At 57.8% G+C, this 21,920-nt stretch carries 28 protein-coding genes; 13 read left to right on the top strand and 15 right to left on the bottom strand.

All coding sequences use genetic code 11. The features are described 5' to 3' along the window. Positions 1–73 precede the first annotated feature (73 nt). Positions 74–475 carry a PA2779 family protein gene (locus tag AC0B60_RS01575; RefSeq protein ID WP_465083500.1) on the top strand — a complete coding sequence of 134 codons (402 nt, stop codon included), beginning with the start codon at positions 74–76 and terminating at the stop codon, positions 473–475. Positions 476–487: 12 nt separating this feature from the next. Further along, positions 488–1,486 carry a PA2778 family cysteine peptidase gene (locus AC0B60_RS01570; RefSeq protein WP_465083499.1) on the top strand — a complete coding sequence of 333 codons (999 nt, stop codon included), beginning with the start codon at positions 488–490 and terminating at the stop codon, positions 1,484–1,486. Here the strand turns inward: AC0B60_RS01570 and AC0B60_RS01565 are convergent. Next, a complete protein-coding gene (locus tag AC0B60_RS01565; RefSeq protein ID WP_465083497.1) occupies positions 1,483–2,157 on the bottom strand; it encodes a class I SAM-dependent methyltransferase in 675 nt (224 codons plus the stop codon). The genes AC0B60_RS01570 and AC0B60_RS01565 overlap by 4 nt on opposite strands. Positions 2,158–2,294: 137 nt before the next feature. Between AC0B60_RS01565 and AC0B60_RS01560 the strand changes: the two genes are divergently transcribed. The 3 genes from AC0B60_RS01560 (at position 2,295) to AC0B60_RS01550 (ending at position 6,322) form a co-directional block, all read left to right on the top strand. Next, positions 2,295–3,329 carry an AraC family transcriptional regulator gene (locus AC0B60_RS01560; protein WP_465083496.1) on the top strand — a complete coding sequence of 345 codons (1,035 nt, stop codon included), beginning with the start codon at positions 2,295–2,297 and terminating at the stop codon, positions 3,327–3,329. A 257-nt stretch (positions 3,330–3,586) separates the two neighbouring features. Then, positions 3,587–5,398: a choice-of-anchor D domain-containing protein gene (locus AC0B60_RS01555; RefSeq protein WP_465083495.1), complete on the top strand. Its 1,812-nt coding sequence runs from the start codon at positions 3,587–3,589 to the stop codon at positions 5,396–5,398. Between the two features lie 99 nt (positions 5,399–5,497). Then, positions 5,498–6,322 carry a DUF6160 family protein gene (locus AC0B60_RS01550; protein WP_465083494.1) on the top strand — a complete coding sequence of 275 codons (825 nt, stop codon included), beginning with the start codon at positions 5,498–5,500 and terminating at the stop codon, positions 6,320–6,322. 57 nt (positions 6,323–6,379) lie between these two features. On the opposite strand, the gene AC0B60_RS01545 is transcribed toward AC0B60_RS01550, so the two are convergent. Beyond that, positions 6,380–6,697 (bottom strand): putative signal transducing protein, encoded by a 318-nt coding sequence (locus AC0B60_RS01545; protein ID WP_465083492.1) that lies wholly within the window; start codon positions 6,695–6,697, stop codon positions 6,380–6,382. A 78-nt stretch (positions 6,698–6,775) separates the two neighbouring features. After that, positions 6,776–7,153: a thiol-disulfide oxidoreductase DCC family protein gene (locus AC0B60_RS01540; RefSeq protein WP_465083491.1), complete on the bottom strand. Its 378-nt coding sequence runs from the start codon at positions 7,151–7,153 to the stop codon at positions 6,776–6,778. A gap of 107 nt (positions 7,154–7,260) precedes the next feature. Between AC0B60_RS01540 and AC0B60_RS01535 the strand changes: the two genes are divergently transcribed. The 3 genes from AC0B60_RS01535 to AC0B60_RS01525 all read left to right on the top strand — a co-directional run bounded on the left by AC0B60_RS01535 (position 7,261) and on the right by AC0B60_RS01525 (position 9,296). Next, on the top strand, positions 7,261–8,487 hold the full coding sequence (locus AC0B60_RS01535) for an RNA polymerase sigma factor (protein WP_465083490.1): 1,227 nt from the start codon (positions 7,261–7,263) through the stop codon (positions 8,485–8,487). A 79-nt stretch (positions 8,488–8,566) separates the two neighbouring features. After that, positions 8,567–8,926, top strand: a complete 360-nt coding sequence (locus AC0B60_RS01530; protein WP_465083489.1) for a YciI family protein — start codon at positions 8,567–8,569, stop codon at positions 8,924–8,926. A 16-nt stretch (positions 8,927–8,942) separates the two neighbouring features. After that, positions 8,943–9,296, top strand: a complete 354-nt coding sequence (locus AC0B60_RS01525; RefSeq protein WP_465083488.1) for a DUF1428 domain-containing protein — start codon at positions 8,943–8,945, stop codon at positions 9,294–9,296. 1 nt (position 9,297) lies between these two features. Here the strand turns inward: AC0B60_RS01525 and AC0B60_RS01520 are convergent, their stop codons facing one another. After that, positions 9,298–9,930: an MBL fold metallo-hydrolase gene (locus tag AC0B60_RS01520; RefSeq protein WP_465083487.1), complete on the bottom strand. Its 633-nt coding sequence runs from the start codon at positions 9,928–9,930 to the stop codon at positions 9,298–9,300. Between the two features lie 89 nt (positions 9,931–10,019). Between AC0B60_RS01520 and soxR the strand changes: the two genes are divergently transcribed. Then, a complete protein-coding gene (gene soxR, locus AC0B60_RS01515; RefSeq protein ID WP_421910422.1) occupies positions 10,020–10,484 on the top strand; it encodes a redox-sensitive transcriptional activator SoxR in 465 nt (154 codons plus the stop codon). 13 nt (positions 10,485–10,497) lie between these two features. On the opposite strand, the gene arfB is transcribed toward soxR, so the two are convergent. Beyond that, a complete protein-coding gene (gene arfB / locus AC0B60_RS01510; RefSeq protein ID WP_465083485.1) occupies positions 10,498–10,911 on the bottom strand; it encodes an alternative ribosome rescue aminoacyl-tRNA hydrolase ArfB in 414 nt (137 codons plus the stop codon). Next, a complete protein-coding gene (locus AC0B60_RS01505; protein ID WP_465083483.1) occupies positions 10,905–11,897 on the bottom strand; it encodes a CobW family GTP-binding protein in 993 nt (330 codons plus the stop codon). Before AC0B60_RS01505 ends, arfB begins: the two co-directional genes overlap by 7 nt. Before the next feature lie 140 nt (positions 11,898–12,037). On the opposite strand from AC0B60_RS01505, the gene AC0B60_RS01500 reads away from it, so the two are divergent. The 3 genes from AC0B60_RS01500 (at position 12,038) to AC0B60_RS01490 (ending at position 13,991) form a co-directional block, all read left to right on the top strand. Further along, entirely contained in the window at positions 12,038–12,607 is a 570-nt protein-coding gene (locus AC0B60_RS01500; protein ID WP_465083482.1) for a DJ-1/PfpI family protein, read from the top strand. Positions 12,608–12,654: 47 nt separating this feature from the next. After that, entirely contained in the window at positions 12,655–13,023 is a 369-nt protein-coding gene (locus AC0B60_RS01495) for a ribbon-helix-helix domain-containing protein (protein WP_465083480.1), read from the top strand. Between the two features lie 107 nt (positions 13,024–13,130). Next, complete coding sequence (locus tag AC0B60_RS01490; protein WP_465083478.1) at positions 13,131–13,991, top strand: PA4780 family RIO1-like protein kinase; 861 nt, start codon at positions 13,131–13,133, stop codon at positions 13,989–13,991. Here the strand turns inward: AC0B60_RS01490 and AC0B60_RS01485 are convergent. The 7 genes from AC0B60_RS01485 to AC0B60_RS01455 all read right to left on the bottom strand — a co-directional run bounded on the left by AC0B60_RS01485 (position 13,988) and on the right by AC0B60_RS01455 (position 19,738). After that, positions 13,988–14,383 carry a hypothetical protein gene (locus tag AC0B60_RS01485; protein WP_465083476.1) on the bottom strand — a complete coding sequence of 132 codons (396 nt, stop codon included), beginning with the start codon at positions 14,381–14,383 and terminating at the stop codon, positions 13,988–13,990. The genes AC0B60_RS01490 and AC0B60_RS01485 overlap by 4 nt on opposite strands. 23 nt (positions 14,384–14,406) lie before the next feature. Continuing rightward, the gene (locus AC0B60_RS01480) at positions 14,407–14,940 is read right to left on the bottom strand and encodes a hypothetical protein (RefSeq protein ID WP_465083475.1); all 534 of its coding nucleotides are present in this window, start codon (positions 14,938–14,940) and stop codon (positions 14,407–14,409) included. 137 nt (positions 14,941–15,077) lie between these two features. After that, on the bottom strand, positions 15,078–15,752 hold the full coding sequence (locus AC0B60_RS01475) for a polyamine aminopropyltransferase (protein WP_465083473.1): 675 nt from the start codon (positions 15,750–15,752) through the stop codon (positions 15,078–15,080). Continuing rightward, the gene (locus tag AC0B60_RS01470) at positions 15,753–16,097 is read right to left on the bottom strand and encodes a YdbL family probable chaperone protein (RefSeq protein WP_465083472.1); all 345 of its coding nucleotides are present in this window, start codon (positions 16,095–16,097) and stop codon (positions 15,753–15,755) included. A 29-nt stretch (positions 16,098–16,126) separates the two neighbouring features. Further along, entirely contained in the window at positions 16,127–16,345 is a 219-nt protein-coding gene (locus AC0B60_RS01465) for a YnbE family lipoprotein (RefSeq protein ID WP_465083470.1), read from the bottom strand. A 5-nt stretch (positions 16,346–16,350) separates the two neighbouring features. Next, the gene (locus tag AC0B60_RS01460) at positions 16,351–18,150 is read right to left on the bottom strand and encodes an intermembrane phospholipid transport YdbH family protein (protein WP_465083468.1); all 1,800 of its coding nucleotides are present in this window, start codon (positions 18,148–18,150) and stop codon (positions 16,351–16,353) included. Positions 18,151–18,169: 19 nt separating this feature from the next. Next, a complete protein-coding gene (locus AC0B60_RS01455) occupies positions 18,170–19,738 on the bottom strand; it encodes a nitrilase-related carbon-nitrogen hydrolase (protein ID WP_465083466.1) in 1,569 nt (522 codons plus the stop codon). 159 nt (positions 19,739–19,897) lie between these two features. On the opposite strand from AC0B60_RS01455, the gene AC0B60_RS01450 reads away from it, so the two are divergent. Next, complete coding sequence (locus tag AC0B60_RS01450; protein ID WP_465083464.1) at positions 19,898–20,401, top strand: C40 family peptidase; 504 nt, start codon at positions 19,898–19,900, stop codon at positions 20,399–20,401. On the opposite strand, the gene AC0B60_RS01445 is transcribed toward AC0B60_RS01450, so the two are convergent. Beyond that, entirely contained in the window at positions 20,398–21,435 is a 1,038-nt protein-coding gene (locus tag AC0B60_RS01445; RefSeq protein ID WP_465083463.1) for a sodium:calcium antiporter, read from the bottom strand. The two genes, AC0B60_RS01450 and AC0B60_RS01445, sit on opposite strands and share 4 nt — an antisense overlap. A 35-nt stretch (positions 21,436–21,470) precedes the next feature. After that, the gene (locus AC0B60_RS01440; RefSeq protein ID WP_465083461.1) at positions 21,471–21,866 is read right to left on the bottom strand and encodes a DUF2784 domain-containing protein; all 396 of its coding nucleotides are present in this window, start codon (positions 21,864–21,866) and stop codon (positions 21,471–21,473) included. Positions 21,867–21,920 lie beyond the last annotated feature (54 nt).

Genomic DNA, 21,920 nt, shown 5'->3' with positions numbered 1-21,920 from the left:
TTTAGCGATCAGCTATATCGCAGGCAGCAACCGGAAAGACCGCTTCTTGAATGAAAAATAACAGGAGAGTGCAATGCAAACCCTGAGAAACCATCTGCGATACGTATCGTTTGTCATGGCCATCATGATGGCTTTCGGCTCCGTTTGGGCATCGTCAGCCTCAGCGGGCATGGTTGGAACCGATGAGCTGCTGACCGAGCAACGCACCGATCTGGACCGCCAGTCGCTGCTCAATATGCTTGAGCGGGATGACGTAAAGGAAAAACTGGCAGAGATGGGCGTTAGTCAGGAGCAGGTTGAGCAGCGCATCCAGAACCTGACACCAGAGGAACTGTCGTCTTTTGAACAACAGTTGGCCGAGGCTCCGGTTGGCGAGGGCGTTGTCGGGATCATTGTTTTGTTCCTGCTGGTGTTCATCATCACCGACATGCTGTGCGCCACCAACATCTTCCCGTTCATCAACTGTATCCGGTAGCGCAACAGCTCCGTGATCAATCCCACCCAACTGCACCTGCTACGAGTCGTTGTCAGTCTACTACTGGCAACGATTCTAGTGGGCTGCGCCAGCCGTCCCCAATGGCCCGACACCACCGCCCAGAACACGGCCGGTGTTGACCAGCGGAAAGTGCTGGACCACGTACCTTTCCACGCTCAGGAACTCTACCAGTGCGGCCCGGCGTCCCTGGCCATGATGCTCAACAGCCAGGGCCTGAACACCAATCCCGCCGTGCTTAAGGAGCTGGTGTACCTGCCTGCACGCCAGGGCAGCCTGAAAGTTGAAATGGTGTCCGCCGCCCGATCCCATGGCTTAGTGGTCTACCCGCTGGACGGTTCACTCAAAAGCCTGCTGGAGGAGATAACGTCTGGCCACCCGGTGCTGGTGATGCAGAATTTGCGATTCGACTGGTGGCCACAATGGCATTTCGCCGTGGTGATCGGTTACGACGCCAGCGACCGTACCATAATCCTTCACACGGGCACCCAGGAGCAGCACGAGCAGGCACTGGAAGTGTTCATGGCCACGTGGGACCGTGCAGACAATTGGGCCACGGTCATTCTGCCGCCCGACCAATTACCTGCGACGGCGCAACCCCTGCGCTATCTGACATCCGCCAACGACCTGGAAACCACCGGCAGGACCATTGCTGCCACTGAAGCCTATCGAACAGCCGAACAGGCCTGGCCAGACCAACCGGCTGCCATCATGGGACAGGGTAATATTGCCTGGCAACTGGGCCATGCGGATCTGGCCACGCAACATTTCCTGAGACTGACCGCCAAATTCCCGAACCTGGCCGCAGGCTGGAACAACCTGGCCCACGCACTGGCCGCCCAAGGCTGTGCCACGGCATCGAAGACCGCAGCCAGCTGTGCCAAGGCCATCACCCCTGAACGTTTCGATGGAAACATCCGTGTCGACAGAAACAGCAACGGAACCCGCCCAGTCGAGTGTCCCGTTTTGAACTGCCCTACCCCGACTCACTAAATTTTCTGAAATAGCGCCACGTCTTTGGCCGGGACATTCAGGCGCCACCCATACGCCCTGGCCAGCCAGACCAAAGTAGACTCACGGTAAAACACGATGTGGGTGGGGTCCCGCCTGTAATGCCAGTTGGCAAAGCGGTGGTCGTCGGTCTGAAAGCAGGTCATCACGCCCAGCCAACCACCGGGTTTCAACAATTTGTCCAGCCGACGGAACGTATCCGCCGGGCGATGAAGGTGTTCCACCACCTCTGTGCAGGTTACGAAATCATATTGGTGCTCCAGAACGGAGGTCTCCGGATGGAAGAAGGGATCATAGAGCGCCATATCCATACCCGCTTCCCGCAGCATCCCGGCCAGCGCCGGGCCGGGGCCACAGCCAAAATCCAGGCCGCGTGCCCCCGCATCCAGTTGTTCGAGTAACGGGCCGGTCAGCTTCGAAAGAAAGCGGCGATAGCCCTCATCTTCCGGATGATTGTCGTGGAGGTTGTAGATCTCCCTTTCCCGACGCTCGTCCAGCCAGCAAGACCCTTCCATGACTGTGGCTTCACAGGTTTCACAACGATAATACGGTGTGTCTTTGATGGTCTGGAACGGCACCAGTGAAGGTGTTTCACACACCGGACAGGGAACGTTCAATAGGAGATCTCCTGCAAAATCTAACGAATGTTTCATTGTCATTTCCGGCCATCACACCAGAACCGTGACCGGTGAACAAAATCGACCCGCATAACCCTGCCTATACTGGGCCAAGACAGAGTAAACAACTGTACGCTGAACGCGGCAGTTCCCGTTAAAAAAGGCTACCTCTCATGGAACGAACGGTGGAAACGTCCAGCCCGATAGCGCTCGAAGTGCCGCTGATCTCGGCGCGCTACGCCCGGCAGTTTATTCGGTTTATGGAGCGTAAAGGCGTTAGGCGTCACGCCATCCTTGGAGATACCGACATCTCCAGCGACATGCTGGATGATCCCGATGCGAGCCTGTCCATGGGGCAGGTCCGGCAACTGCTGGGCAAAGCGGAGTGGCTGATGGGTGACGAGAGGGCTGCCTTCCAGTTTGGCCAGCAACTGGACCTCCCGGCCCACGGACTACTTGGCTTTGCCGTGCTCGGACAGGAAAACCCCCGCCGGCTGATCAGCATGATTGTACAGTACTTGCGCGTGGGCCTGCCGCTAATGGATATGGATCTGAGTTCAACCGGGTCCACCTTCAGGATACAACTGCTCGACACCTGGGGGCTCGGCGACCTTCGCCCCTGCCTGACAAAGATCTACATGGGCAGCATCCACCGGATTTCATCCCAGGTGTGTAAGCACTTTTGTTTTGAGTTCGATTTCAACTCATCCCTGGAACCCGAGCAGTGGCGCAGCATTGCCACTGACTGTGAGTTTCGCTTCAATGCTCCTGCCAGCCAGGTCACCATGCCGTTGTCCGGCCGCCCTATTCGCAACGACGACACCGGCCTGGAATTCATCCTGGCTAACGCCCGCTCGCGAGAGCGGGAACCGTCCGAACAGGCCGATGAGACCGTCATGCAGGTGCGGGAGATGATCATGAGCCAGCCAGGCCGCCCCTGCACCATGGACAATCTTGCCCGTCGGCTCGACATGAGCCCGCGCACCCTGCGACAGCATCTGTCGACCGCAGGCACTTCATTCAGGGCGCTCAGAAACGAGATACGCCAGAACTTTGCCACGCTGTACCTCACCGATACAGTCATCCAGCTAGATTCCATTGCGGAGAAGCTGGGGTTCAGCGACCAGGCCGGTTTCACCAAAGCCTACCGTTCCTGGACAGGCCAAACACCCGGTGATGTTCGCCGGCAGGCCCGCCACCGCAAATAGCTCCCGCGTTGAATGACGCCCATGATTTGAAGGGCGTCACGAAATTGGAATTTCCCTGGCTCTCTCTCCGCTTTGAACAAAAACCTTGCCGGCCTTAGCAATGACCCGAACCGCTCGGCGACGGCCTAATGGCTCTGCGCAGGAATAAAAGCCTCGCGCAGTCATAAAGGGACACATTGCAAGACCGATACAGCAGTCCTCATCGGTGATTTCTGCATACCCATACAACAAAGATTGAAACCCTAGAGGACGAACTCATGAAACTCAGGAATCCCAACAAAAGCGCCCGCACGCTCGGTACTGCGATAGCAGCCGCGGCGCTTATGACCGGTACGGGCAATGCCTTTGCCGAACCGGTGTCACTGGAACTGGAATTCACTTGCCCGTTCCCGCTAATTGGCGAACAGCCCATTCGAGCGCAGATCAGCGCTGACGTTCCTACTCAGGCAACAGTAGGGCAACCCACACCGGAGTTCACGGTAGATGCGCTGACGACGGTGAATGAGGATTCGCGGCTGGGCCTCAAGCTGGTGGGTTCCGCCACCATTGAAGGCACAGCGACCAATGAAACCATCGTTGTCACGCCAAGCCGTGAGGTTGACCTGACGGTACCGCTGACCATTCCACAGTCGCCCATTCCCGATGAAACCGGCGAATTCACCGTTCCGGCTCAAGGCACCTCCCCGGCCATCACCTTCACCGAGGATGATGTTGGTGAGGCGGTCATTAGCATCGGTGGCCTTACACTCGACATGATCGCCCGGGTCGAAAACGGCGATATCGCGCCTGCACCCATCGGCGAATTCACCTCTGAGTGTGTTCAGAACGCCGGCCAGGACAACATCCTGCAGACCATACAGGTGGTTCCCGACGAGCAATTTGAACCCCGTATCGCGGTCAGCCCGGAAAATATCGACTTCGGCAACGTGCAGGCCGGCACTACCGCGGAAGAGGTGGTTACCATCTCCAACACAGGCCAGGCCGAACTTGGCATCAACAACATCAGCCTTGGCGGTGCGGACGCAGCAGCGTTCACCCAGACCAACAGCTGTACCACCATTGCTGCCGGCGAAAACTGTGACGTGAGCGTTACCTATATTCCCGACGGCGAAGGTGACCAGAGCGCCACCCTGAGCATTGAATCCGGCGACGCCGAGAACCCTGTGGTGGATGTACCGCTGACAGGCGCCAGCGTGCTCACTCCCGTGCCGGAAATCAGCGTTACACCTGCTGACGTCAGCTTTGGTTCCGTGATGCTGGGTGAAACTGCCACCGCGCAGGTCACCATTGCCAACGAAGGCAACGCATCCCTGATGATCAACGCCATCGAAATCGCCGGTACCAACAGCAGCGATTTCACCCAGACCAACGACTGTACAACGGTTGCACAGGATGGAAGCTGTACGGTTGAAATCAGCTTCATGCCATCTGCCGCCGGTGGACGCAGCGCGACGCTCAACATTGCCTCTGACGATCCGGAAATGCCAGACGTGTCTGTGGCACTGAGTGGTCAGGGCAACGATGGCAGCGACGACGTCCTTGAAGTGCTCCTGGACCTGGAAGGACAGACCGACATCAACGCCTCCGGCAGCTCACTGCCACTTTTAGGCAGCATCGCGACGCAACTGGAACTGGCAACAGGCATGTTCGAAGCAGACCTTGCGCTGGATCCCACCCAGGGTCAGTTCAAGATTCCCCTGCTGTTCAAGAGTCTGACCGCCAACGCAAAAGTGACTTTCGAACAAGCGGACATCACAACCGGCACTTTGATCAACGGCAATCTCACAGCCAATTCCTCGCTGTATGTGGAAGTACCGAAGGTAACCGTACGTCTGTTCGGCCTGAAGATTCCGGTGGGTGGTGGCAAGGACTGCCGCACGGCAGATCCGGTCAACATCGAGCTGGCTTCGGTGGAAGGCACCAACTTCTCGCTGTCCGAGGGCGGCGATGTGACTGGCAACTACACACTGCCACCACTGCAGAACTGCGGTCCGCTGACCGACGTTCTCAACCAGTTCCTCGCCGGTCCGGACAATGGCATTGATCTGACATTGACCCCGAACCTCTGAGGAAAGTAAGGGAGGCCCCCAGAGGCCTCCCGGTTTGCCGGTACCCGCCCTTGTGGGCACCGGCAAACCACCATAACAACACCAGGAAGGATGATAATAATGAAAAGCCTGAAGCAATCAGCGTTAGTGTTAGCCATGGCGGGCCTGCCCCTGAGCGGGTATGCCGAACTCAAACCACTGCATGACGCCGACATGGGCCAGATTACCGGCCAAGCCGGCGTTACCATTGAGCTCGAAACCCAGATTACCATGGACGAGTTCACCTACACCGATGAAGGCACGCTGGGTATCAGCGACATCTTCATTGGCGGTGCGGATCGCATCGACATGTTCGAGGAATTTACCTCCGGCCGCGATGCCATTTTCGGCACCAGCAGCACGGATCTGATCGACAACATCAAGATTGAACTGGATGTCGCTGACGATGGCGACGCCATTATCAACGTATTCCCCTTAACCGCACGGCCCGTGGACTTCGCCGTACGCACCGGCGCCTGGGAGTTGCGGGGCAACGGCGGCGAGAGCACGCTGCTGGCGGACAACTTCTCGGCCGAAGGCCTTATACTCCAGGCCCAGGCAACCGTTGATACCGACACGGACACACTGAACCTGACCACACGGTTCGCCATCGACGAGCTGGAACTGGATGTGCCCTTCATGGCTGTGGGGATTCGTGACATGCGCATCACCGGCGCCGGTTACGACCCGGACAACCCCTCACTTTTGCCACTGTTCACATTGGTTGATATGGACATCTACAAGGATGCCAATGCCGCGGGAACCGACAGCCTGGCTATCGACATCAATACCTTTGAAGCCGATATGTCCATTGGCCAGGTGCTGGTGGGAGGCACGTCTATCGGTTCGGTAGGCCTGGATAACCTTTCAATCCAGAACACCTCTATGCGGGTTTACGGCCACTGACCTCCGAGGCACTCTCCGGGCGCTTGCCCCGGAGAGTGCCTCGCTTCTGGCTAGCCGTCACAGTGCGCCAAAGAGCACAACCATCACAACAGCCAGGAATAGCAGAAACCAGGTCGCATAACGGTTGACCCGATCCTCCTCGTCGGCAGAAGCGCTCTCCGAGGGATTTGCCGATTCGTATTCGTCGACCAGAGTACGAGCCAGGACGTAATCTTCATCCTCGACATGGACATTGGTAAATCCGGCGGCGCCAATCTCGCCCATCGCGCCTTGCAGGTAATGACCACCCACATGACACTCGATGCCTCTGGACTGCAGGAGGCCGGCGACGATATGGGCTTCGGCCAGATCTCGGGCGCGATAGGCTATTTGCATTGGCAGGCTCCGATCACTTCCAGGGATGTCTTAATTGAACCCTAGCCTGCTTCACGACATTCGTCGATTCGCGCGGGGTTATTTTGGCAATCGACCGGTTCTCTCCAGCCGCTCACCAACCCAACGATGATAAAGCTTGGCAAGTGCCGGGCGAATCACCGGCAAGCCAATTAGCCATGCCAGTGGTTTCAGCACCCACACCCGTGACATCAGCAAGATGTAGGCATCCAGTTCCCGATGAATGTTGCCCCGGCTATCTTCAACATGCAGTTCCTGAAGCGCTGCAACCGGATCAATACCCAGCTGTTTTAACTCTTCGTCACGGCCGGTGATATCGACCCACTCGACAGCGTCTCCGGTTTTGCCCGCCAGCCGTTCATAGAATTTGCGATCCCTCACACAGCTTGGACAGGCGCCATCGTAGAACACGCGAAGCCGATCTTCTGATGCGGTCATAGTCCTCTCCATTTGTTGCATCGCATTCACTTGATTACACGATAAAACAATGATTACTGTTATCAAAACAATCAGAAAATCGCCGCAAGGGACCAGGTGTAGCGACTATGACCATAGCCAGCCGTATCAACGCGCTTTACCAAACCGAGTCACGCCGGGTGCAGGCCACGCTCATTCGCCTGCTTGGCGACTTTGACCTGGCCGAGGAGTCTATGCAGGAGGCCTTCGCCGCTGCAGTGAAACAGTGGCCTGAACAGGGCATTCCTGACAATCCTGCGGCCTGGCTGATCAAAACCGGCCATCGACGCGGCATTGACCACATTCGCCGGCGACAGACCGCCCGGGATAACCTTTCCCGCGTCGCCGAGGACGAGCCCTACACCCCAGAGCCAGACACCGACCACATTGACGACGACCTGCTGCGGCTGATTTTCACCTGTTGCCACCCGAGCCTTGCCATCGAGGCCCAACTGGCACTGACGTTGCGCGAGATATGCAGCCTTACCACCGAACAGGTCGCCAGCGCCCTGCTGCAGAAACCCACCACCACAGCGCAACGAATTGTCCGCGCCAAGCGCAAGATACGTGAAGCGAATATTCCCTACGAAGTTCCGGAACGAAAGGAGCTCCCTCAGCGCCTGCAGAGCGTCCTGAAGGTCGTCTACCTGATCTTCAACGAGGGTTATTCCTCTAGCGAAGGCAACAACATCGTAAATATCAGTCTCGCCAGCGAGGCCATCCGTCTGGCCACACTCCTGTCCGAACTGCTGCCGGATGGAGAAGTCTTCGGCCTGTTGGCGCTGATGCTACTGCACGATTCACGGCGGCATGCTCGCCAGGATGAGAATGGCGAATTGATAACCCTGGAGGACCAGAACCGTGCCCTCTGGGACCAGGAGCAGATTCGCTCCGGACTGGCCTGGCTCGCCCGAGCCCTGGAACTGACACCAACGGCACCCTATACCCTCCAGGCTTCCATCGCCGCCGCCCACGCCAAGGCCGCCACCGCTTCGGATACCGACTGGGCCCGTATCGCCAGGCTATATCAGGCTCTCTATCAACGTCAGCCATCCCCGGTCATTGCCCTGAACCACGCCGTGGCAGTGGCCATGCGAGACACACCGGAGGCAGGCCTGAAGCTGCTCGACCAGTTGGCCGGCCACAAAGCCATCCAGAGTTACTACCTCTATCACGCCGCACGCGCCGATCTCTTTCGCCGTTCGGGCGATCTCTCAGGCGCCCGAACGGCTTATCAGAGAGCATTGACCCTCACACAACAGGGGCCGGAACAACGCTACCTGAGCCGGCGGCTGACGGCTCTCGACAGCGCGTGATAAAAAATTTTCCCGGGCTGTCGATTCAGTCACCTTCCGTACGACATACAGATAACCACACGCAAAAAGGGAGATTCACATGAAGTACGTGGCTCTGGTGTACTACCAGGAAAGCATCATCAACAACATGACGGAACAGGAGTGGCACGACCTCAACCAGGAGTGTATTGCCGGCGTGGAGAAGCTCACCAGTCAGGGCAAGTTTGTAACAGGCCAACCTCTGCAGCCCATCGACACGGCTACAACGGTGAGAGTCAGGGACGACGAGGTGCTGATCTCAGACGGCCCGTTTGCCGAAACCAAGGAACAACTGGCGGGCTTCTACCTGCTGGAGGCCAACGACCTGAACGAGGCTCTGCAACTCGCGAGCCGTATCCCCCCTGCGCGCTTTGGCAGCATTGAAGTCAGGCCCGCGCGCGAACTTCCTCCCAAGGACTGATACCAGGAGATTCAACATGACGTATGTCGACGGATTTGTAGCGGCGGTCCCCACCGCCAACAATGAGCAATACATCAAACACGCCAGCGATGCGGCCGTGGTGTTCAAGGATCACGGCGCCCTCAAACTGGTGGAATGCTGGGGTGACGATGTGCCCGACGGCGAGGTCACATCGTTCCCCATGGCGGTGAAGTGCAAGCCCGATGAAACGGTGGTGTTCTCCTGGATACTCTGGCCCTCACGCGAGGCTCGGAACAAGGGCATGCCAAAAGTGATGGAAGACCCCCGTATCCAGACGGATGTAAACCCCATGCCCTTCGATGGGAAACGCCTCATTTATGGCGGATTTGAAACGGTTGTGGACGAGTAGTCTACCCCAGCCGTTTCAACGCGTTCTCGATGGCCCCCGCCCAGCCATCCGGAGTCTCTTCCCTGAACCCGGACGTGCCAGTATATGCGCTGGAGATAACCACGTCCGGTGTTAGGGTACTCAGCAACCTCACGCTGCGAGCCAGCTCTTCCCTGTCGCTGACACCCTTGATGTAACCCGCCTGCCACTCACCGGACTCGGACAGGAACAGGGTATCGCCGGTGAAGAGATAACGCTTCCCACTCGGAGACAACACCTGGAAACAGGTGCTTCCGGGTGTGTGCCCTGGCGTCGGGATCACCTCAATGTTGTTCAGTATGGTTTCACGATGATCAAACAGAACGTCGGGATCGCGGATCTTGGCGAACACCTCCCGCTCTCGGACATGACCGCCAAGAGTGGCACCAAAGCGTTGATGGATCGTCACCAGCGTTTCCCCCAATTCGTCCTGATGACTAAGGAGTTGATGGGCGACACCACCAAGCTCTGCCATTCTATCAATCTCGTGATGATGGCCCGTGTTGTAGAACAGTACGTTGCCGTCGTCCCGGGTCAGTAGATAGGCGTGGGTTGTCAGCCCCGGAAACGGGCTTTCAACATCCGTTTCCCACAAATCAGTCTGGATCTGTCTCATCGTTTCCTCCCGTTGTTGTGTCAGGTTCGACAGCAGCTTAAAACCTGAAGTAAACTTTAGGTCAACAAATCCAGCGATTGGAGTTGGCTATGGCAGGCATAGAAAACGGAGAAATCAGAACCGCACTGAGCGTAGGCGAGGTTGCTGAACGCAGTGGAGTTGCAGTCTCAGCCATACACTTCTATGAGAAGAAAGGACTGATCGACAGCTGGCGCAATGCCGGAAACCAGCGACGTTTCCATCGGGGCGTGTTGCGTCGAATCGCCGTTATCAAAGTAGCGCAACGGCTTGGCATTCCGTTGTCAGAGATCGGCGAAACCCTGGCAACCCTGCCAACCGACCGCACCGTGACATCCCACGACTGGCAGCGACTCTCCGAGCAATGGAAGTCCGATCTGAATCACCGCATAGAGTTGCTGGTCGGACTTCGGGATCAGCTCACAAGCTGCATCGGCTGCGGCTGCCTGTCTATCGACGCCTGCCGGCTACGCAATCCCTGGGACGAGCTTGGCGATGAAGGCCCCGGCGCGAGGTTGCTGGATAAAAACGAGTAGCCGATGGGCAGGGCTAGAGAGAAACCTTCCCCCGCAATGCCTTGGTTTTACCTTTCTGGGTCTTTTTGTCCACCCGTCGGCGCTGTGAACCCTTGGTGGGTCGCGTGGGCCGACGAGCCTTCTGCTGCTTTACCGCGTCCTGAATCAGCTCTTTCAGGCGCTCCAGCGCATCCTCCTTGTTGAGCTCCAGCGTGCGGAATTTCTGAGCCTTGATAACAATGACACCTTCCTTGCTGACGCGTTGATCGGATAGTCGCATCAGCCGTTCTTTATAGAACGGGGGCAAACTGGAACTGAGGACGTCGAAGCGCAGGTGCACGGCGGAGGCTACCTTATTGACGTTCTGGCCACCGGCTCCCTGGGCCCGGATCTGGGTGAGTTCAATCTCCCAGTCCCCCAGCTCTACCGCATTGGAAATTTTCAGCATGAGGGCTCCGTTCTATCGATGGATTCACGCAGGCTGGCATCCAGTTCGTCAACGTCCAGGTTTTGCTCGCTAATGATTTCAAGACGGGACAGTTCTCGTGGCTCGCACTCAAACACGGACAGCGCGCCATCCGCCATGTTGATCGTCCGCCAGCCATCACTGCTCCGAACCACAGCCTTGAACCGGACAAAACGGCTATCGAGCGACAATGCCAGCAAAGCGGTTTCTGAGAAGACCGTGTCTGGATGGACCCGCCAGCCCACGCTGAAATGCCCCTGTCCCCGGTTGCTGACCCGCTGCCACGGTTCGTCCTGGATATCGGGAACCGGCGCAGCTTCCGAAGAGTCATGGTGATGGTGCGCGTGGGGCGTACTGACCTCGGAGAGCGCAGTCTCCCCATCGAGCCAGGCAGATTCCAACCGGCCCTGCCGGGTGTGGAAAACAGTCGTCTTTTCCGGCTGCAACTCAGCCACCCAATGATCAAACCGGGCGACCTGTTCCGGTGTGCAAAGGTCGGTTTTATTGGCGACAACAATATCAGCTGCCGCCACCTGATCCTGGAACTGTACGTTCTCCAGAACCTTTTGTTCCTCAAGCCTTCTCGGATCTACCAGGCAAAGCACCGGGCCCAGCTCAAGCACATCCTGATAATGTTCACCCGTCAGGGTTTCAATAATCTGTGAGGGATGCCCAAGGCCCGTGGGTTCAATCAGCAATCGGTCTGGCCGGGTTTTATGAATCAACTGGTTGAGTCCGATTTGCATCGGCAACCCGGCGACGCAACACATGCAGCCACCTGGCACCTCCCGCACGAAGGCACCTTCAGTCTCCAGCAAGGCGCCATCAATACCCACTTCGCCAAACTCATTCACGAGAACCGCCCACACCTCTCCTTCCGGCTTTTTCTTCAATAGGTCCAGTATGGCAGTGGTCTTTCCCACGCCCAGAAAGCCGAGTACCAGATTGGTCGGTATTGGTGAAGTCATAGATCGCCCGTGTCGTTCAAAGAAAAGGTCGGCACAACATTGTGTTATAACATAACACTGTAGTATTCCCCTAATACCCACTCTGATTCGCCCGCTGATACTGTAGTCAGGCTACCACCAACAAGCACAAGGAGATGGGTATGAGCGGTAAAAAAATACTGATGATCACTGGTGATTTCACTGAAGATTACGAAACCATGGTGCCCTTTCAGGCACTTCAGGCAATTGGCCACACGGTGCACGCCGTCTGCCCTGATAAAAAATCAGGGGACACCGTAGCCACCGCCATCCATGACTTCGAGGGCGACCAGACCTACACCGAAAAACCGGGGCATCGTTTCGTTCTGAACGCTGATTTTTCCGGGTTAAATCCTGCGGATTATGACGCGCTTGTCGTACCCGGCGGCCGCGCTCCGGAATACCTACGCCTGAACGACGACGTCAAGAAACTGGTCCGCCATTTTTTTGAAACCGAAAAGCCGGTGGCCGCCATTTGCCACGGCGCACAACTGCTGGCCGCCGCCGGCGTGCTCGAAGGCCGCGAATGTTCTGCCTATCCGGCGTGCCAACCGGAAGTGGAGTTGGCAGGAGGCCGCTTCGCCGCCATCGACGTTGACGCCGCAGTCACCGATGGTAATCTGGTGACAGCACCGGCATGGCCAGCTCACCCGCAATGGCTGGCACAGTTTTTCAAACTGCTGGATAAGTGACGGAAACGGGGCTGCCAAAGCGGCCCCGGATTCACGAGGATCACACCATGTGTAAGCTCTTCGTCCACGCGGATTCCGAACTCTGGATCAGCCGCACCCACTCCCTGCGCATCGACGGTATGGTCACCAGTATTCGCATGGAGAACGCTTTCTGGAGCGCGCTCACAGAAATGGCGGCCCGGGACAGTATGAACCTGCCCCAGATGATCACCAAGCTCTACCACGAATCCATTGATGCCGGGCACGACCTGGGCAACTTCACCTCCTTTCTGAGGGTATGTGCCATGCGCTACGTTGCTCTGCAGCTCAGTGGTGATATACCCCGAGACACCCAGGTACCCATCGCCTCTCTCGATGCCGACAAGATCCTCGCCAGGAACATGGACCAGAAGCCCCCCAGCGAAGCCACGCACTAAAAATGCAAGTATGAGGGGTCTTTTACCAATTTCAGGTAAGATGCCTCCATACACGCTGGTCGACACCCGATGACCTGCCTGGCCCAACCAGCCGACCGAAAGGATCTATGAAGATACCCAAACGATTGCAGCCCCTTGTCGATGACGGCATGGTGGATGAAGTGCTCTACCAGTTGATGAGCGGCAAGGAAGCCCAGGTGTTCGTGGTGCGTTGTGGTGACAGTGTTCGCTGCGCCAAAGTGTACAAGGAGGCTCAGAAACGCAGCTTCAAACAGGCCGTTCAGTACCAGGAAGGCCGCAAGGTTCGCAACAGCCGCCGCGCCCGCGCCATGGGCAAGAAAACACGCTACGGCCAGAAAGAACAGGAAGACGCCTGGCTGAACGCCGAGGTGGATGCCCTTTATCGCCTGGCAGGTGCTGACGTGCGTGTACCGGAACCGTTCGGATTCGTGGATGGCGTGCTGCTGATGGAGATGATTGCCGACGAAGACGGCAAAGCCGCGCCACGGCTGGACGATGTCACACTGACGCCAGAGCATGCGCGGGATTATCACAGCAAAGTCATTGCTGACGTGGTACGCATGCTCAGCGCCGGCCTGATCCACGGTGACCTGTCAGAGTTCAATGTCCTGGTCGATGCTACTGGCCCGGTCATCATCGATCTGCCGCAGGCGGTCAATGCCTCTGGCAACAACAGCGCCGAAAGAATGCTGGAACGGGACGTGGACAACATGCGCCGTTATTTCGGCCGTTTCGCCCCTGAACTGTTGAACACGGATTATGGCAAGGAAATCTGGGCACTCTACGAGTCTGGCGACCTGCACCCCAACAGCCGGCTGACCGGGTGTTTCGAGCACGACACCGAAAGCGCGGATGTGGACGAGCTGATGGCGGTTATTGATGCCGCAAAAGAGGAAGAGCGCGAACGCCAGGAGCGCCTGAGGGACGCTGAGGCGGGCGACGACTAACCGGCTTTCTCCACAAACCGACTTGCCACGCGATCTGACAACATCAGGTGGGCCAGCGCAGGATACGGCAGGTAATGGCTGAGCAGGAACAGAACCGCTGAAGAATCCAGCCCGGCGGACAAGCCGACATAGGCACCCCAGGCCACAAACAGCGCGCCGAGAAAGCCGCCATAGGCCCACAGCACGCGCCCTCGCTCTTCATCGGTCGGCACCCGTTTGAGCACCCGGGCCACCGACCAGCCAATGTAGGCTGCAATCAACGCTGCGATAACAACCGATACCACCACCCCTGTCAGTCCAAACAGGAATCGCGCCAGATAGTTAGTGAGAAAGAATAAAACAATGGCGCTGACGGCGATAATGGTTACCCGCGAACGCTTCAGATCTTCCATAAACAGAATCCCGGCCTGTTAAATCATAGAGTCTGCACTGTTTTAACATTCCGGGCGCTCAGAAGCGACTTTGCTTCCTGCAACTGCTGCGTGCTTTCCGCGTGAACAGCCAATACGTACTGGCCCTTTCGCAACGCGGACTGTGCCTTCATCAAATAGAGTGTGTGGTCCGGGCGGATCGTTATGCCTCCGGCGAGCAACAGCCCGATCATCAAACCAAGCGCAGTGAGCGCGGACGCTGAGACCACAGCATTCTGCGAGATAAAACCAATGCCAAGGGCATTCAGTATCACATAGACGATAAAGCCCGATACGGCACCGCCGACACCCAGACCCACATGGGAACGAACAAGTGTCTGCCAGATACCCTGGTCCTCAGGTTCAAGCTCTTTTCCCTGGTGCCGGTCTGCGGGGCTGAGCACGGATACCTGATCATTGGTCAGGCTTGTCTCGTCGCACAGTGCTTTTGCCGTTCCGTTGGCGTCCGACTCAGTCTCGAAAACGGCAGCCACTTTGTGGCCTTCGTGCTCACCGGTCAAACTCATTGAGGGTTTCATAACAATACCTCCTGAGTCTTTCAGCGAATGGATGGGGCCGTTGCTGTGGAGCATCGCCCCCCCTATCCATAAACATACAACACACATGCCTGTATTTCGAATGACCATCCGGCAATAAGGCGCTCTGGGAACCCTCTTTACCAGGCCAGCCAGATCACGTGGCGTGCGCCCTTGCCCGGGCGCAGGGCCCTGACCGTAACCGGCTCCACGGAAAAGCCCGCGCGGCGCAGCCTTTCGGTGAATGCGTGCTCCGGGCCTGCAGACCAGTACGCCAGTATGCCGTTGGAGCTCAGGGACTTCTGAGCGGCAGCGATACCCTCAGGGGAGTAAATCCAGTTATTTTCCTTGCGGGTGAGCCCCTCCGGACCATTATCCACGTCCAGCAGGATGGCATCCCAGTTGCCATCGCCTTCTCTGAGCAACTCTGCCACGTCGCCCACATGAACACTGGCGCGATCATCGTTCAGGGGGTATCCGGCGGCAGCGCCCAGCGGCCCACGGTTCCAGCCCTCTACCTCGGGTACCAGTTCAGCCACCGTTACCCGGGCGTCGTTCGCCAGTGCCGACAACGCGGCTGCGAGTGTGAACCCCATGCCCAGCCCGCCGATTAATACCCGCGGGCCCGCCAGGCCGCCGATGCGCTCGCAGGCGAGCGTAGCCAGCGCATCTTCCGAGCCATGCAGGCGGCTGTTCATCAGCTCGCCCGTCGTACCGGCAATCTTGATGGAGAACTCATCATTGCGTTGCAGCAATCGCAAACGGGTCCCGTTGCCGGGAATGGTCGCGGTACCGATTTCCTGGAATCGGCCCATCTATTTTCTGACCCACTTGCCATCCTTCAGGATGTACTGCCCCGCCGGTGTTTTTTCCAGCGCTTTCTGGCCGGCCACCGTTTCCACCTGGGTGACAGGAATGTCGTGTTTCTCCGCAATACGGGCATACTCATCCCGTCGGGCCTGGTTGATGGCTTCGACAATACCCTGGGCATTTCCGTTTGCTTTGACCACGTCCAGATAACCGGTAGGAGTCTCCCCCACCAGTCCTTGCTGTTTAGCGGAATCAAGCTGGCTTTTGGCCTCATTCAACCCCATGGCCGCTACGGGTATGGCCAGGCAAAACAAAAGAACAAACGCGCCGAGTTTGGAAAACCGTTTCATGAGTGACTCCCTGGTTTCAGATTTAACCATCAGAACAACCCCTTCTCGCCAAAGAGTTCATCCACCTCTTCATCCACCTTCACGTAGATTTCATGTTGGATCTTGACGTTCAGGTTCACGGTGATGGGTTCCTTGGGTGCCTCCATCTTGACGGTAGGCGTGCATGCCCCTGTACCCAGGGCCAGTGCGAGCAGCACCAGCGTGTAACAAACTTTTCCGGACAAACCGCCCGGCCCAAATGCGACCATATGCCTTACTCCTGATTGTTTCCCGCCCCGGTGGGTTGACGTTGCGCTTCCCGCTCCCGTATCAGGTTGCGCACTTTTTCTGTCACCGCTTCATTGACCCGGCCACTCAGTTGCAGGCTGGTCAGCAACGCCGGGATGTCCTCTTCCAGATTGATATTCAGGACAATAGGATGACCATCTCGTACTTCGGGGCTGCTGCCTTCCAGCCGCAATCCCAGCATAAGGGTACCATCCTGAGCGTAGTCTATCGTGCTGTTGAGAACCGAGTAGTGAAAGTTTTCCATGGCCTGGACCACCAGTGCCATGGCCTGGTTACCCTGAGCCATCCCCTTCAATCGATCGGCGGGCAGTTTTAGCGTTCCGCCAGGGGCCACAGCCTGGACCTGCCCGGAATCGATGCTTACACCCTCCGGACCAATCCGGACCGGAATGGCGCCCCGAAGCAAACCACTGCCCGCCAATCCCTCGGCGGGGTATACCTGCATCAGTTTCTCCAGCTCAATGCCGCTGAGTTCAAGGGGAATCCGCAGCGGCATGTCAGCGAGTTGCCATTCTCCGGGAGTGACCCGAACCTCGCCACCCAGAAGCTCGGAAGAGGCCCGGTCGAGAACCAGGGCACCGTTGGCAACCTGATCCCGGGGCGCGCCATAGACGCCGGCGACCCGGACATCGTGTAGAGCTATGCCCGGGTTGAGGGAATCCAATGCCAGTTCGGATGTTCGAACATTCACGTGGTCGTCGTCCAGGTCCAGGCTCGCTCTGCCATTGAGACCAGCCCAGGCTGTCCGGGCATACAATCCGCCAAGGCCATCGAAATCAATGTTCCCCTGAACGCGGATGCCCTGGGGCGGGAAACGTATCCGCAGGGCCGTTTCGATACTGCCCTCACCGACTTCAAGTTCGGTTGGCCAGGCAGTGAAGGTATCCGCCAGCGCGCGACCGCCACTTGCGCCGGCAGCGTTCATGCTCACCTCAAGCGCCGGTACGCCCTCGAACGGATAGTCCATGTCCATGTCAGCATCGACGCCGGCGTCCGACGATAACCGGCCCTCAATTTTCAATTCGGTAAGGGTACCGTCCAGTTGCCCATCGAATCGCCAGGGCTGGGGAAGCAACTGGGAGTTGCGAATGGTGGCGACGGTCGCCTCAAACGGCCCCTCGACCGCAAGACGCTCCAATGCCATGGGGGCAAGCTGATAGTCCCCGACCAGAGTCACACCGGCCAGGTTGGCTCCGAGGTTATCCAACCGGGAATCCTTACCGGGTGCGGCAATATCGTCGAACTCGACACGGCTTTGTTCGCCGAGGGTCAATGTTGCAGACCGCTCGCTGGCTGTACCGCTGACCGTCAGATTTATCCGGCCTTCACCCATAATCCAGCCAGCGAGGCCCCGTTCGGCCAAGCGCCCTTCGATCTTCATGGCGTTGGTGGTGAACTGCCGTTTACCGGATTCCAGAGGCCTTGATATTGTCAGGTCGCCCTCGGCATGGACACCTTGCGGCAGAGTCAGTGCCAGTTGATCGATCACAATAGCCTCGGGCATGGGGCCATACCAGTGCCAGCTCCAGGCCAGCGACAGTTGCTTCCCCACCATGTGATAGCGCTGCCCTTCCCGGCTCTGGGTCGCAGACAATCGGTCCAGCCGCAGGCCCGCCAGCGAGACGTCACCCCATCGCCATTCAAGGTTGCTGATGCCGTTTGCCTTCCGCCAGGTCTCCCACGCCGCAAGGGTGTACAGGCCACCCGCCATCGACAACATCACAATCAGGCTCAGAAGCAGGAGCAGGCATCGGCGTAATGTCATGAAAGCAGCCATCAATGGGTCAGTGTCCGCGCCAGTTCACCGTGTACAGGTCGTGGCGACGATCCTTGAGGTTCTTCACGGTACCGCTGTTGCGGGCGGTAAGCAGTGTTTCCGGCCGTAGATCGGCAAAGGCGACGGTCTCCACGTTCGGCGTGGTATCCGCGGCGATGCCATCACGGGCGAAGGGAAAATCACAGGGTGTCAGGATGCAACTCTGGCCGTACTGCAACTCCATGTTGGGCACCTTGGGCAGGTTGCCGACATTGCCCGACATAATCACGAACAGCTGATTTTCCACTGCGCGGGCCTGGCAGCAATACCGAACCCTAAGATAACTCTGGCGTTCATCGGTGCAGAAAGGCACGAACAGGATCTGGATTCCCTGGTCCACCAGGTGACGGGTCAGCTCGGGAAACTCAGCGTCGTAACACACCAGTACGCCAATGGGGCCGCAGTCGGTTTCTATAGCGGTGACACGGCTACCTCCGGTGATATTCCACCAGTAGGCCTCGTTCGGCGTGGGGTGAATCTTGGGCTGTGAAAACACCTGCCCGTCACGCAGGAACACGTAGGCGACGTTGCGAACCCGGCCGTCCTCTTCCTTGACCGGCGTGGAACCACCGATAATATTGATGTTGTGCCTCAGGGCCAGATCCCGCATCAGGTTGCGGAAGGGTTCGGCGTATTCCGTTACCGCTTCGATGGCTTCCGCAGGGGTGCCCTCACGGCTTTCAATAGACAGCAATTGCAGCGTGAACAATTCCGGAAATACCACGAAATCGCCTTTGTAGGTGGACACTACATCCACGAAGTACCGGACGATATCGCTGAATTCCTCAAACGATGCCACCCGGCGCTGCTGGTACTGAACGGTGCCGATTCGAACGGTGTCCGGCATTCGCCGGCCGTATCGCTTGCGTTTGCCGTTATCGCCGTTGCGGGCCACCTTTGGATTCCGCCAAGAAAGGTGAATACCGTAGCCAAGGGAAGCATGGTCTGCATCCAGGTAGTGCGGAATAATGCCGTGGATTTCAAAACCATTGTGCAACTGGAACGACAACACCGGATCCCGCTGCTTTTTCGATTTCACTGCCTCGACATAGTCTTCCACTGACTCGAACTTTTTCAGGCGCTTGGCCAACGTCGGCAACCTACCCGCGAACACGACTCCCTGCAACGCCAGTGCCTGACAGAGCGTCTTGCGTTCATTGTACAGGCGTTCACCAATGCGGTAGCCACGGCAGTCGGGGTCTACGCACACCTCCATGCCGTACAGCCATTCCCCTTCCGGGTCATGGCGCGACGCGTAGCCGTTACCGGTGATTTCTGTCCAGTCATGAGGCGCCAGCGCAATGTCTTCTCCAATACGGAAAGTCGCGCAGTAGCCCACCACCCGGTCACCGAGCATGGCGACGAATTGGCCTTCCGGAAAGGTGTTGATCTGCCCGGTTAACGGGCCTGCGCTATAGCCGTACATCCCCGTCCCCTCGTACACTCGGCGGCTCAGGGCAATGATTCCCGGTATATCGCCAAGGGAGGCATTTCTTACGTAAAGGCGCTGCGTCTTGTCTGAGAAGGGAGGACTCATAGAAACCTCGGAAGCTGAAAGCCTAAAGGCATAGTTCGCGAAATGTCCTTGAGCCGTCAAGTGGCCTCTACAGAAAATAAATCGAAGCAAACTTTAACCTGACAAACTGCCGCCAGGCCTTTTAGAGTACGTCTTTGTATAATGATTTGAGGTTTCCCCATGAATCGGCGCCTACTGCTTCCGCTGTTCGCAACCCTGATGGCCCTCGGCCTGGCGGGCTGCGCCAGCAATCAGAACCTGCCTCCAGCAAATGGCACCACCTGGCAGCCCTCTCACAGCGCCACACCGGAGGATGCGGCGACAGCGGATCGGTTATGGCAGGTATTCGAGCGTTACGAAGGCACGCCTTATCGCTATGGCGGCACGTCAGCCAATGGCTTCGATTGCTCCGGCTTCATCGCCACCGCCTTCGATGAAGCACTCGGCCGCCAGCTACCCCGTACAACCTCACAGATGCTGGCATCCGGTGACGTGGTCGGGCGTGACCAACTGCGTGCTGGCGACCTGGTATTTTTCCGTATCAAAGGCAAGGACCAGCATGCCGGCATCTACATGGGTGGTGACAGTTTCATTCATTCCTCGACCTCCATCGGCGTTACCCGCTCGTCCCTGAACGGATACTACTGGCGGGATCGTTTCAGTCAGGCAAGACGGTTTGATTAGCCCGCCAGCAGCAACACCACGCCCAGTAGGTAGAGAATCATAATAACCATGCTCTCCGTACCGATCTGACCGATACCGTGGCGCTCACGGCGGATCAACCCCATCATCAGCACACCGGACATCAAGAGGGTGAGCGCCGCCCAGAATACCGAATCCTCCGGCATGGCATGGTAGATCGACCCCTTCCGGTAGGCGATATCGGACGCTGCGGTAAACAGCGTATCGAACGCGTTGCCGCCAATAATGCCGCTCACGGCCAAGGTCAGCGCGCCTCGACGAACAGCGGCTATGGACGTCACCAGCTCGGGTATTGACGTACTGATTGCCGTCAACATCACCCCGACAACGGTCTGGCTCAGGTTAGTCCTGTCCGCGATCACCGTTGCCGCCGGCTCCAGCATCCAGCCTGCAATGCCGAGTACCAGCATCAACGCCAGGAACTCAGTCCACAACCGCAGCAACGGCGGCATGGCTGTTACGTCGTCCGGCTTGTCTTCCCACGTGTCCCTGGTTATTGAAGGCCGCCACATGGGCGATTCCGATGCGTCCCGCACCAGGTAAATTCCGTAGATGTAAGCGCCCAGCAGAACCGGCGTGACCGGATGAACACCGAAGAACGTCACGTCCGGTAGGTGGGGAGCGAACAGGATCAACGCCAGAAGGCAGATCAGCAAGCCGTTCTGCATCATGTTCGGAACCGACGCAGCGGCATGCTCAAGGTTGGCGCGACGATAGACCATGTCCGCCACCGCGAGGAAGAACGTCTGGACAGCAATGCCACCCAGGGCGTTGCTCACGGCCAGTTCCGCGTTGCCATGCCACGCTGCAGTCACCGACAGCACCGACCCGCCCAGGGAAGTCGAAGCCCCCAGAAGCACAGCACCGGCCGCGGCCTCGCCTATTCCCGTGCGGTCAGCGAGTTGATCCACAACCCGTGTGATACGCGTACCGGCCAGTGCAATGACGACTGCACACACGCAAAACACGAGACCACCCTGAAGAAGGGTCCAGCTTCCGGGAGACGACAGCTCCACGTTAAAAATCTCCTTGATAAGAGTGAGAATGGTGCCTACCTGCGCGAGCGAGGCGGGAACCACCACCAGGTAGCGACGACCAGAAGCCCAAATACCGTATAGGCGGCAGTAAACATCCAGGCTGGCGCATCGTAATAAAGAATCTGCTGCAACCAATGCTCGATAAAGCTGCCGGCGTACCCATCAACGCCGGCCTTTGACCTTAGCCATATTTCCAGCGTGGTCAGCGGGCAGACAATGCCAAGCCAGGCCTCTGCAACCACGACGACAATCGCGCCAAGGTGCGCCAGCCGGAACCAGAGATTGTTCACCCAGCGCCAACCCAGGCCATTGCCTGCCAGCACCAGAACCAACCCGAACAGAACGAAGGCCACCACCAGCACATGAATGGTCAGGACAGTATCAGCGAGAATCTGATAAACGTTACCCATGACGACTGCCTACTCTAACAAATTGCCAGGTTCCCATGATCCCGCCGGATAACA

This window comes from Marinobacter sp. V34, assembly GCF_055524115.1.
This window is presented reverse-complemented; position numbering and strand designations above follow the sequence as displayed.

What these genes read in the sequence shown, in the direction of transcription:
- AC0B60_RS01575 (WP_465083500.1), top strand. Translation starts at nt 74, where the DNA reads ATGCAAACCCTGAGAAACCATCTGCGATACGTATCGTTTGTCATGGCC.
- AC0B60_RS01565 (WP_465083497.1), bottom strand. Translation starts at nt 2,157, where the DNA reads ATGAAACATTCGTTAGATTTTGCAGGAGATCTCCTATTGAACGTTCCC.
- AC0B60_RS01560 (WP_465083496.1), top strand. Translation starts at nt 2,295, where the DNA reads ATGGAACGAACGGTGGAAACGTCCAGCCCGATAGCGCTCGAAGTGCCG.
- AC0B60_RS01555 (WP_465083495.1), top strand. Translation starts at nt 3,587, where the DNA reads ATGAAACTCAGGAATCCCAACAAAAGCGCCCGCACGCTCGGTACTGCG.
- AC0B60_RS01550 (WP_465083494.1), top strand. Translation starts at nt 5,498, where the DNA reads ATGAAAAGCCTGAAGCAATCAGCGTTAGTGTTAGCCATGGCGGGCCTG.
- AC0B60_RS01545 (WP_465083492.1), bottom strand. Translation starts at nt 6,697, where the DNA reads ATGCAAATAGCCTATCGCGCCCGAGATCTGGCCGAAGCCCATATCGTC.
- AC0B60_RS01540 (WP_465083491.1), bottom strand. Translation starts at nt 7,153, where the DNA reads ATGACCGCATCAGAAGATCGGCTTCGCGTGTTCTACGATGGCGCCTGT.
- AC0B60_RS01535 (WP_465083490.1), top strand. Translation starts at nt 7,261, where the DNA reads ATGACCATAGCCAGCCGTATCAACGCGCTTTACCAAACCGAGTCACGC.
- AC0B60_RS01530 (WP_465083489.1), top strand. Translation starts at nt 8,567, where the DNA reads ATGAAGTACGTGGCTCTGGTGTACTACCAGGAAAGCATCATCAACAAC.
- AC0B60_RS01525 (WP_465083488.1), top strand. Translation starts at nt 8,943, where the DNA reads ATGACGTATGTCGACGGATTTGTAGCGGCGGTCCCCACCGCCAACAAT.
- AC0B60_RS01520 (WP_465083487.1), bottom strand. Translation starts at nt 9,930, where the DNA reads ATGAGACAGATCCAGACTGATTTGTGGGAAACGGATGTTGAAAGCCCG.
- soxR (WP_421910422.1), top strand. Translation starts at nt 10,020, where the DNA reads ATGGCAGGCATAGAAAACGGAGAAATCAGAACCGCACTGAGCGTAGGC.
- arfB (WP_465083485.1), bottom strand. Translation starts at nt 10,911, where the DNA reads ATGCTGAAAATTTCCAATGCGGTAGAGCTGGGGGACTGGGAGATTGAA.
- AC0B60_RS01505 (WP_465083483.1), bottom strand. Translation starts at nt 11,897, where the DNA reads ATGACTTCACCAATACCGACCAATCTGGTACTCGGCTTTCTGGGCGTG.
- AC0B60_RS01500 (WP_465083482.1), top strand. Translation starts at nt 12,038, where the DNA reads ATGAGCGGTAAAAAAATACTGATGATCACTGGTGATTTCACTGAAGAT.
- AC0B60_RS01495 (WP_465083480.1), top strand. Translation starts at nt 12,655, where the DNA reads ATGTGTAAGCTCTTCGTCCACGCGGATTCCGAACTCTGGATCAGCCGC.
- AC0B60_RS01490 (WP_465083478.1), top strand. Translation starts at nt 13,131, where the DNA reads ATGAAGATACCCAAACGATTGCAGCCCCTTGTCGATGACGGCATGGTG.
- AC0B60_RS01485 (WP_465083476.1), bottom strand. Translation starts at nt 14,383, where the DNA reads ATGGAAGATCTGAAGCGTTCGCGGGTAACCATTATCGCCGTCAGCGCC.
- AC0B60_RS01480 (WP_465083475.1), bottom strand. Translation starts at nt 14,940, where the DNA reads ATGAAACCCTCAATGAGTTTGACCGGTGAGCACGAAGGCCACAAAGTG.
- AC0B60_RS01475 (WP_465083473.1), bottom strand. Translation starts at nt 15,752, where the DNA reads ATGGGCCGATTCCAGGAAATCGGTACCGCGACCATTCCCGGCAACGGG.
- AC0B60_RS01470 (WP_465083472.1), bottom strand. Translation starts at nt 16,097, where the DNA reads ATGAAACGGTTTTCCAAACTCGGCGCGTTTGTTCTTTTGTTTTGCCTG.
- AC0B60_RS01465 (WP_465083470.1), bottom strand. Translation starts at nt 16,345, where the DNA reads ATGGTCGCATTTGGGCCGGGCGGTTTGTCCGGAAAAGTTTGTTACACG.
- AC0B60_RS01460 (WP_465083468.1), bottom strand. Translation starts at nt 18,150, where the DNA reads ATGACATTACGCCGATGCCTGCTCCTGCTTCTGAGCCTGATTGTGATG.
- AC0B60_RS01455 (WP_465083466.1), bottom strand. Translation starts at nt 19,738, where the DNA reads ATGAGTCCTCCCTTCTCAGACAAGACGCAGCGCCTTTACGTAAGAAAT.
- AC0B60_RS01450 (WP_465083464.1), top strand. Translation starts at nt 19,898, where the DNA reads ATGAATCGGCGCCTACTGCTTCCGCTGTTCGCAACCCTGATGGCCCTC.
- AC0B60_RS01440 (WP_465083461.1), bottom strand. Translation starts at nt 21,866, where the DNA reads ATGGGTAACGTTTATCAGATTCTCGCTGATACTGTCCTGACCATTCAT.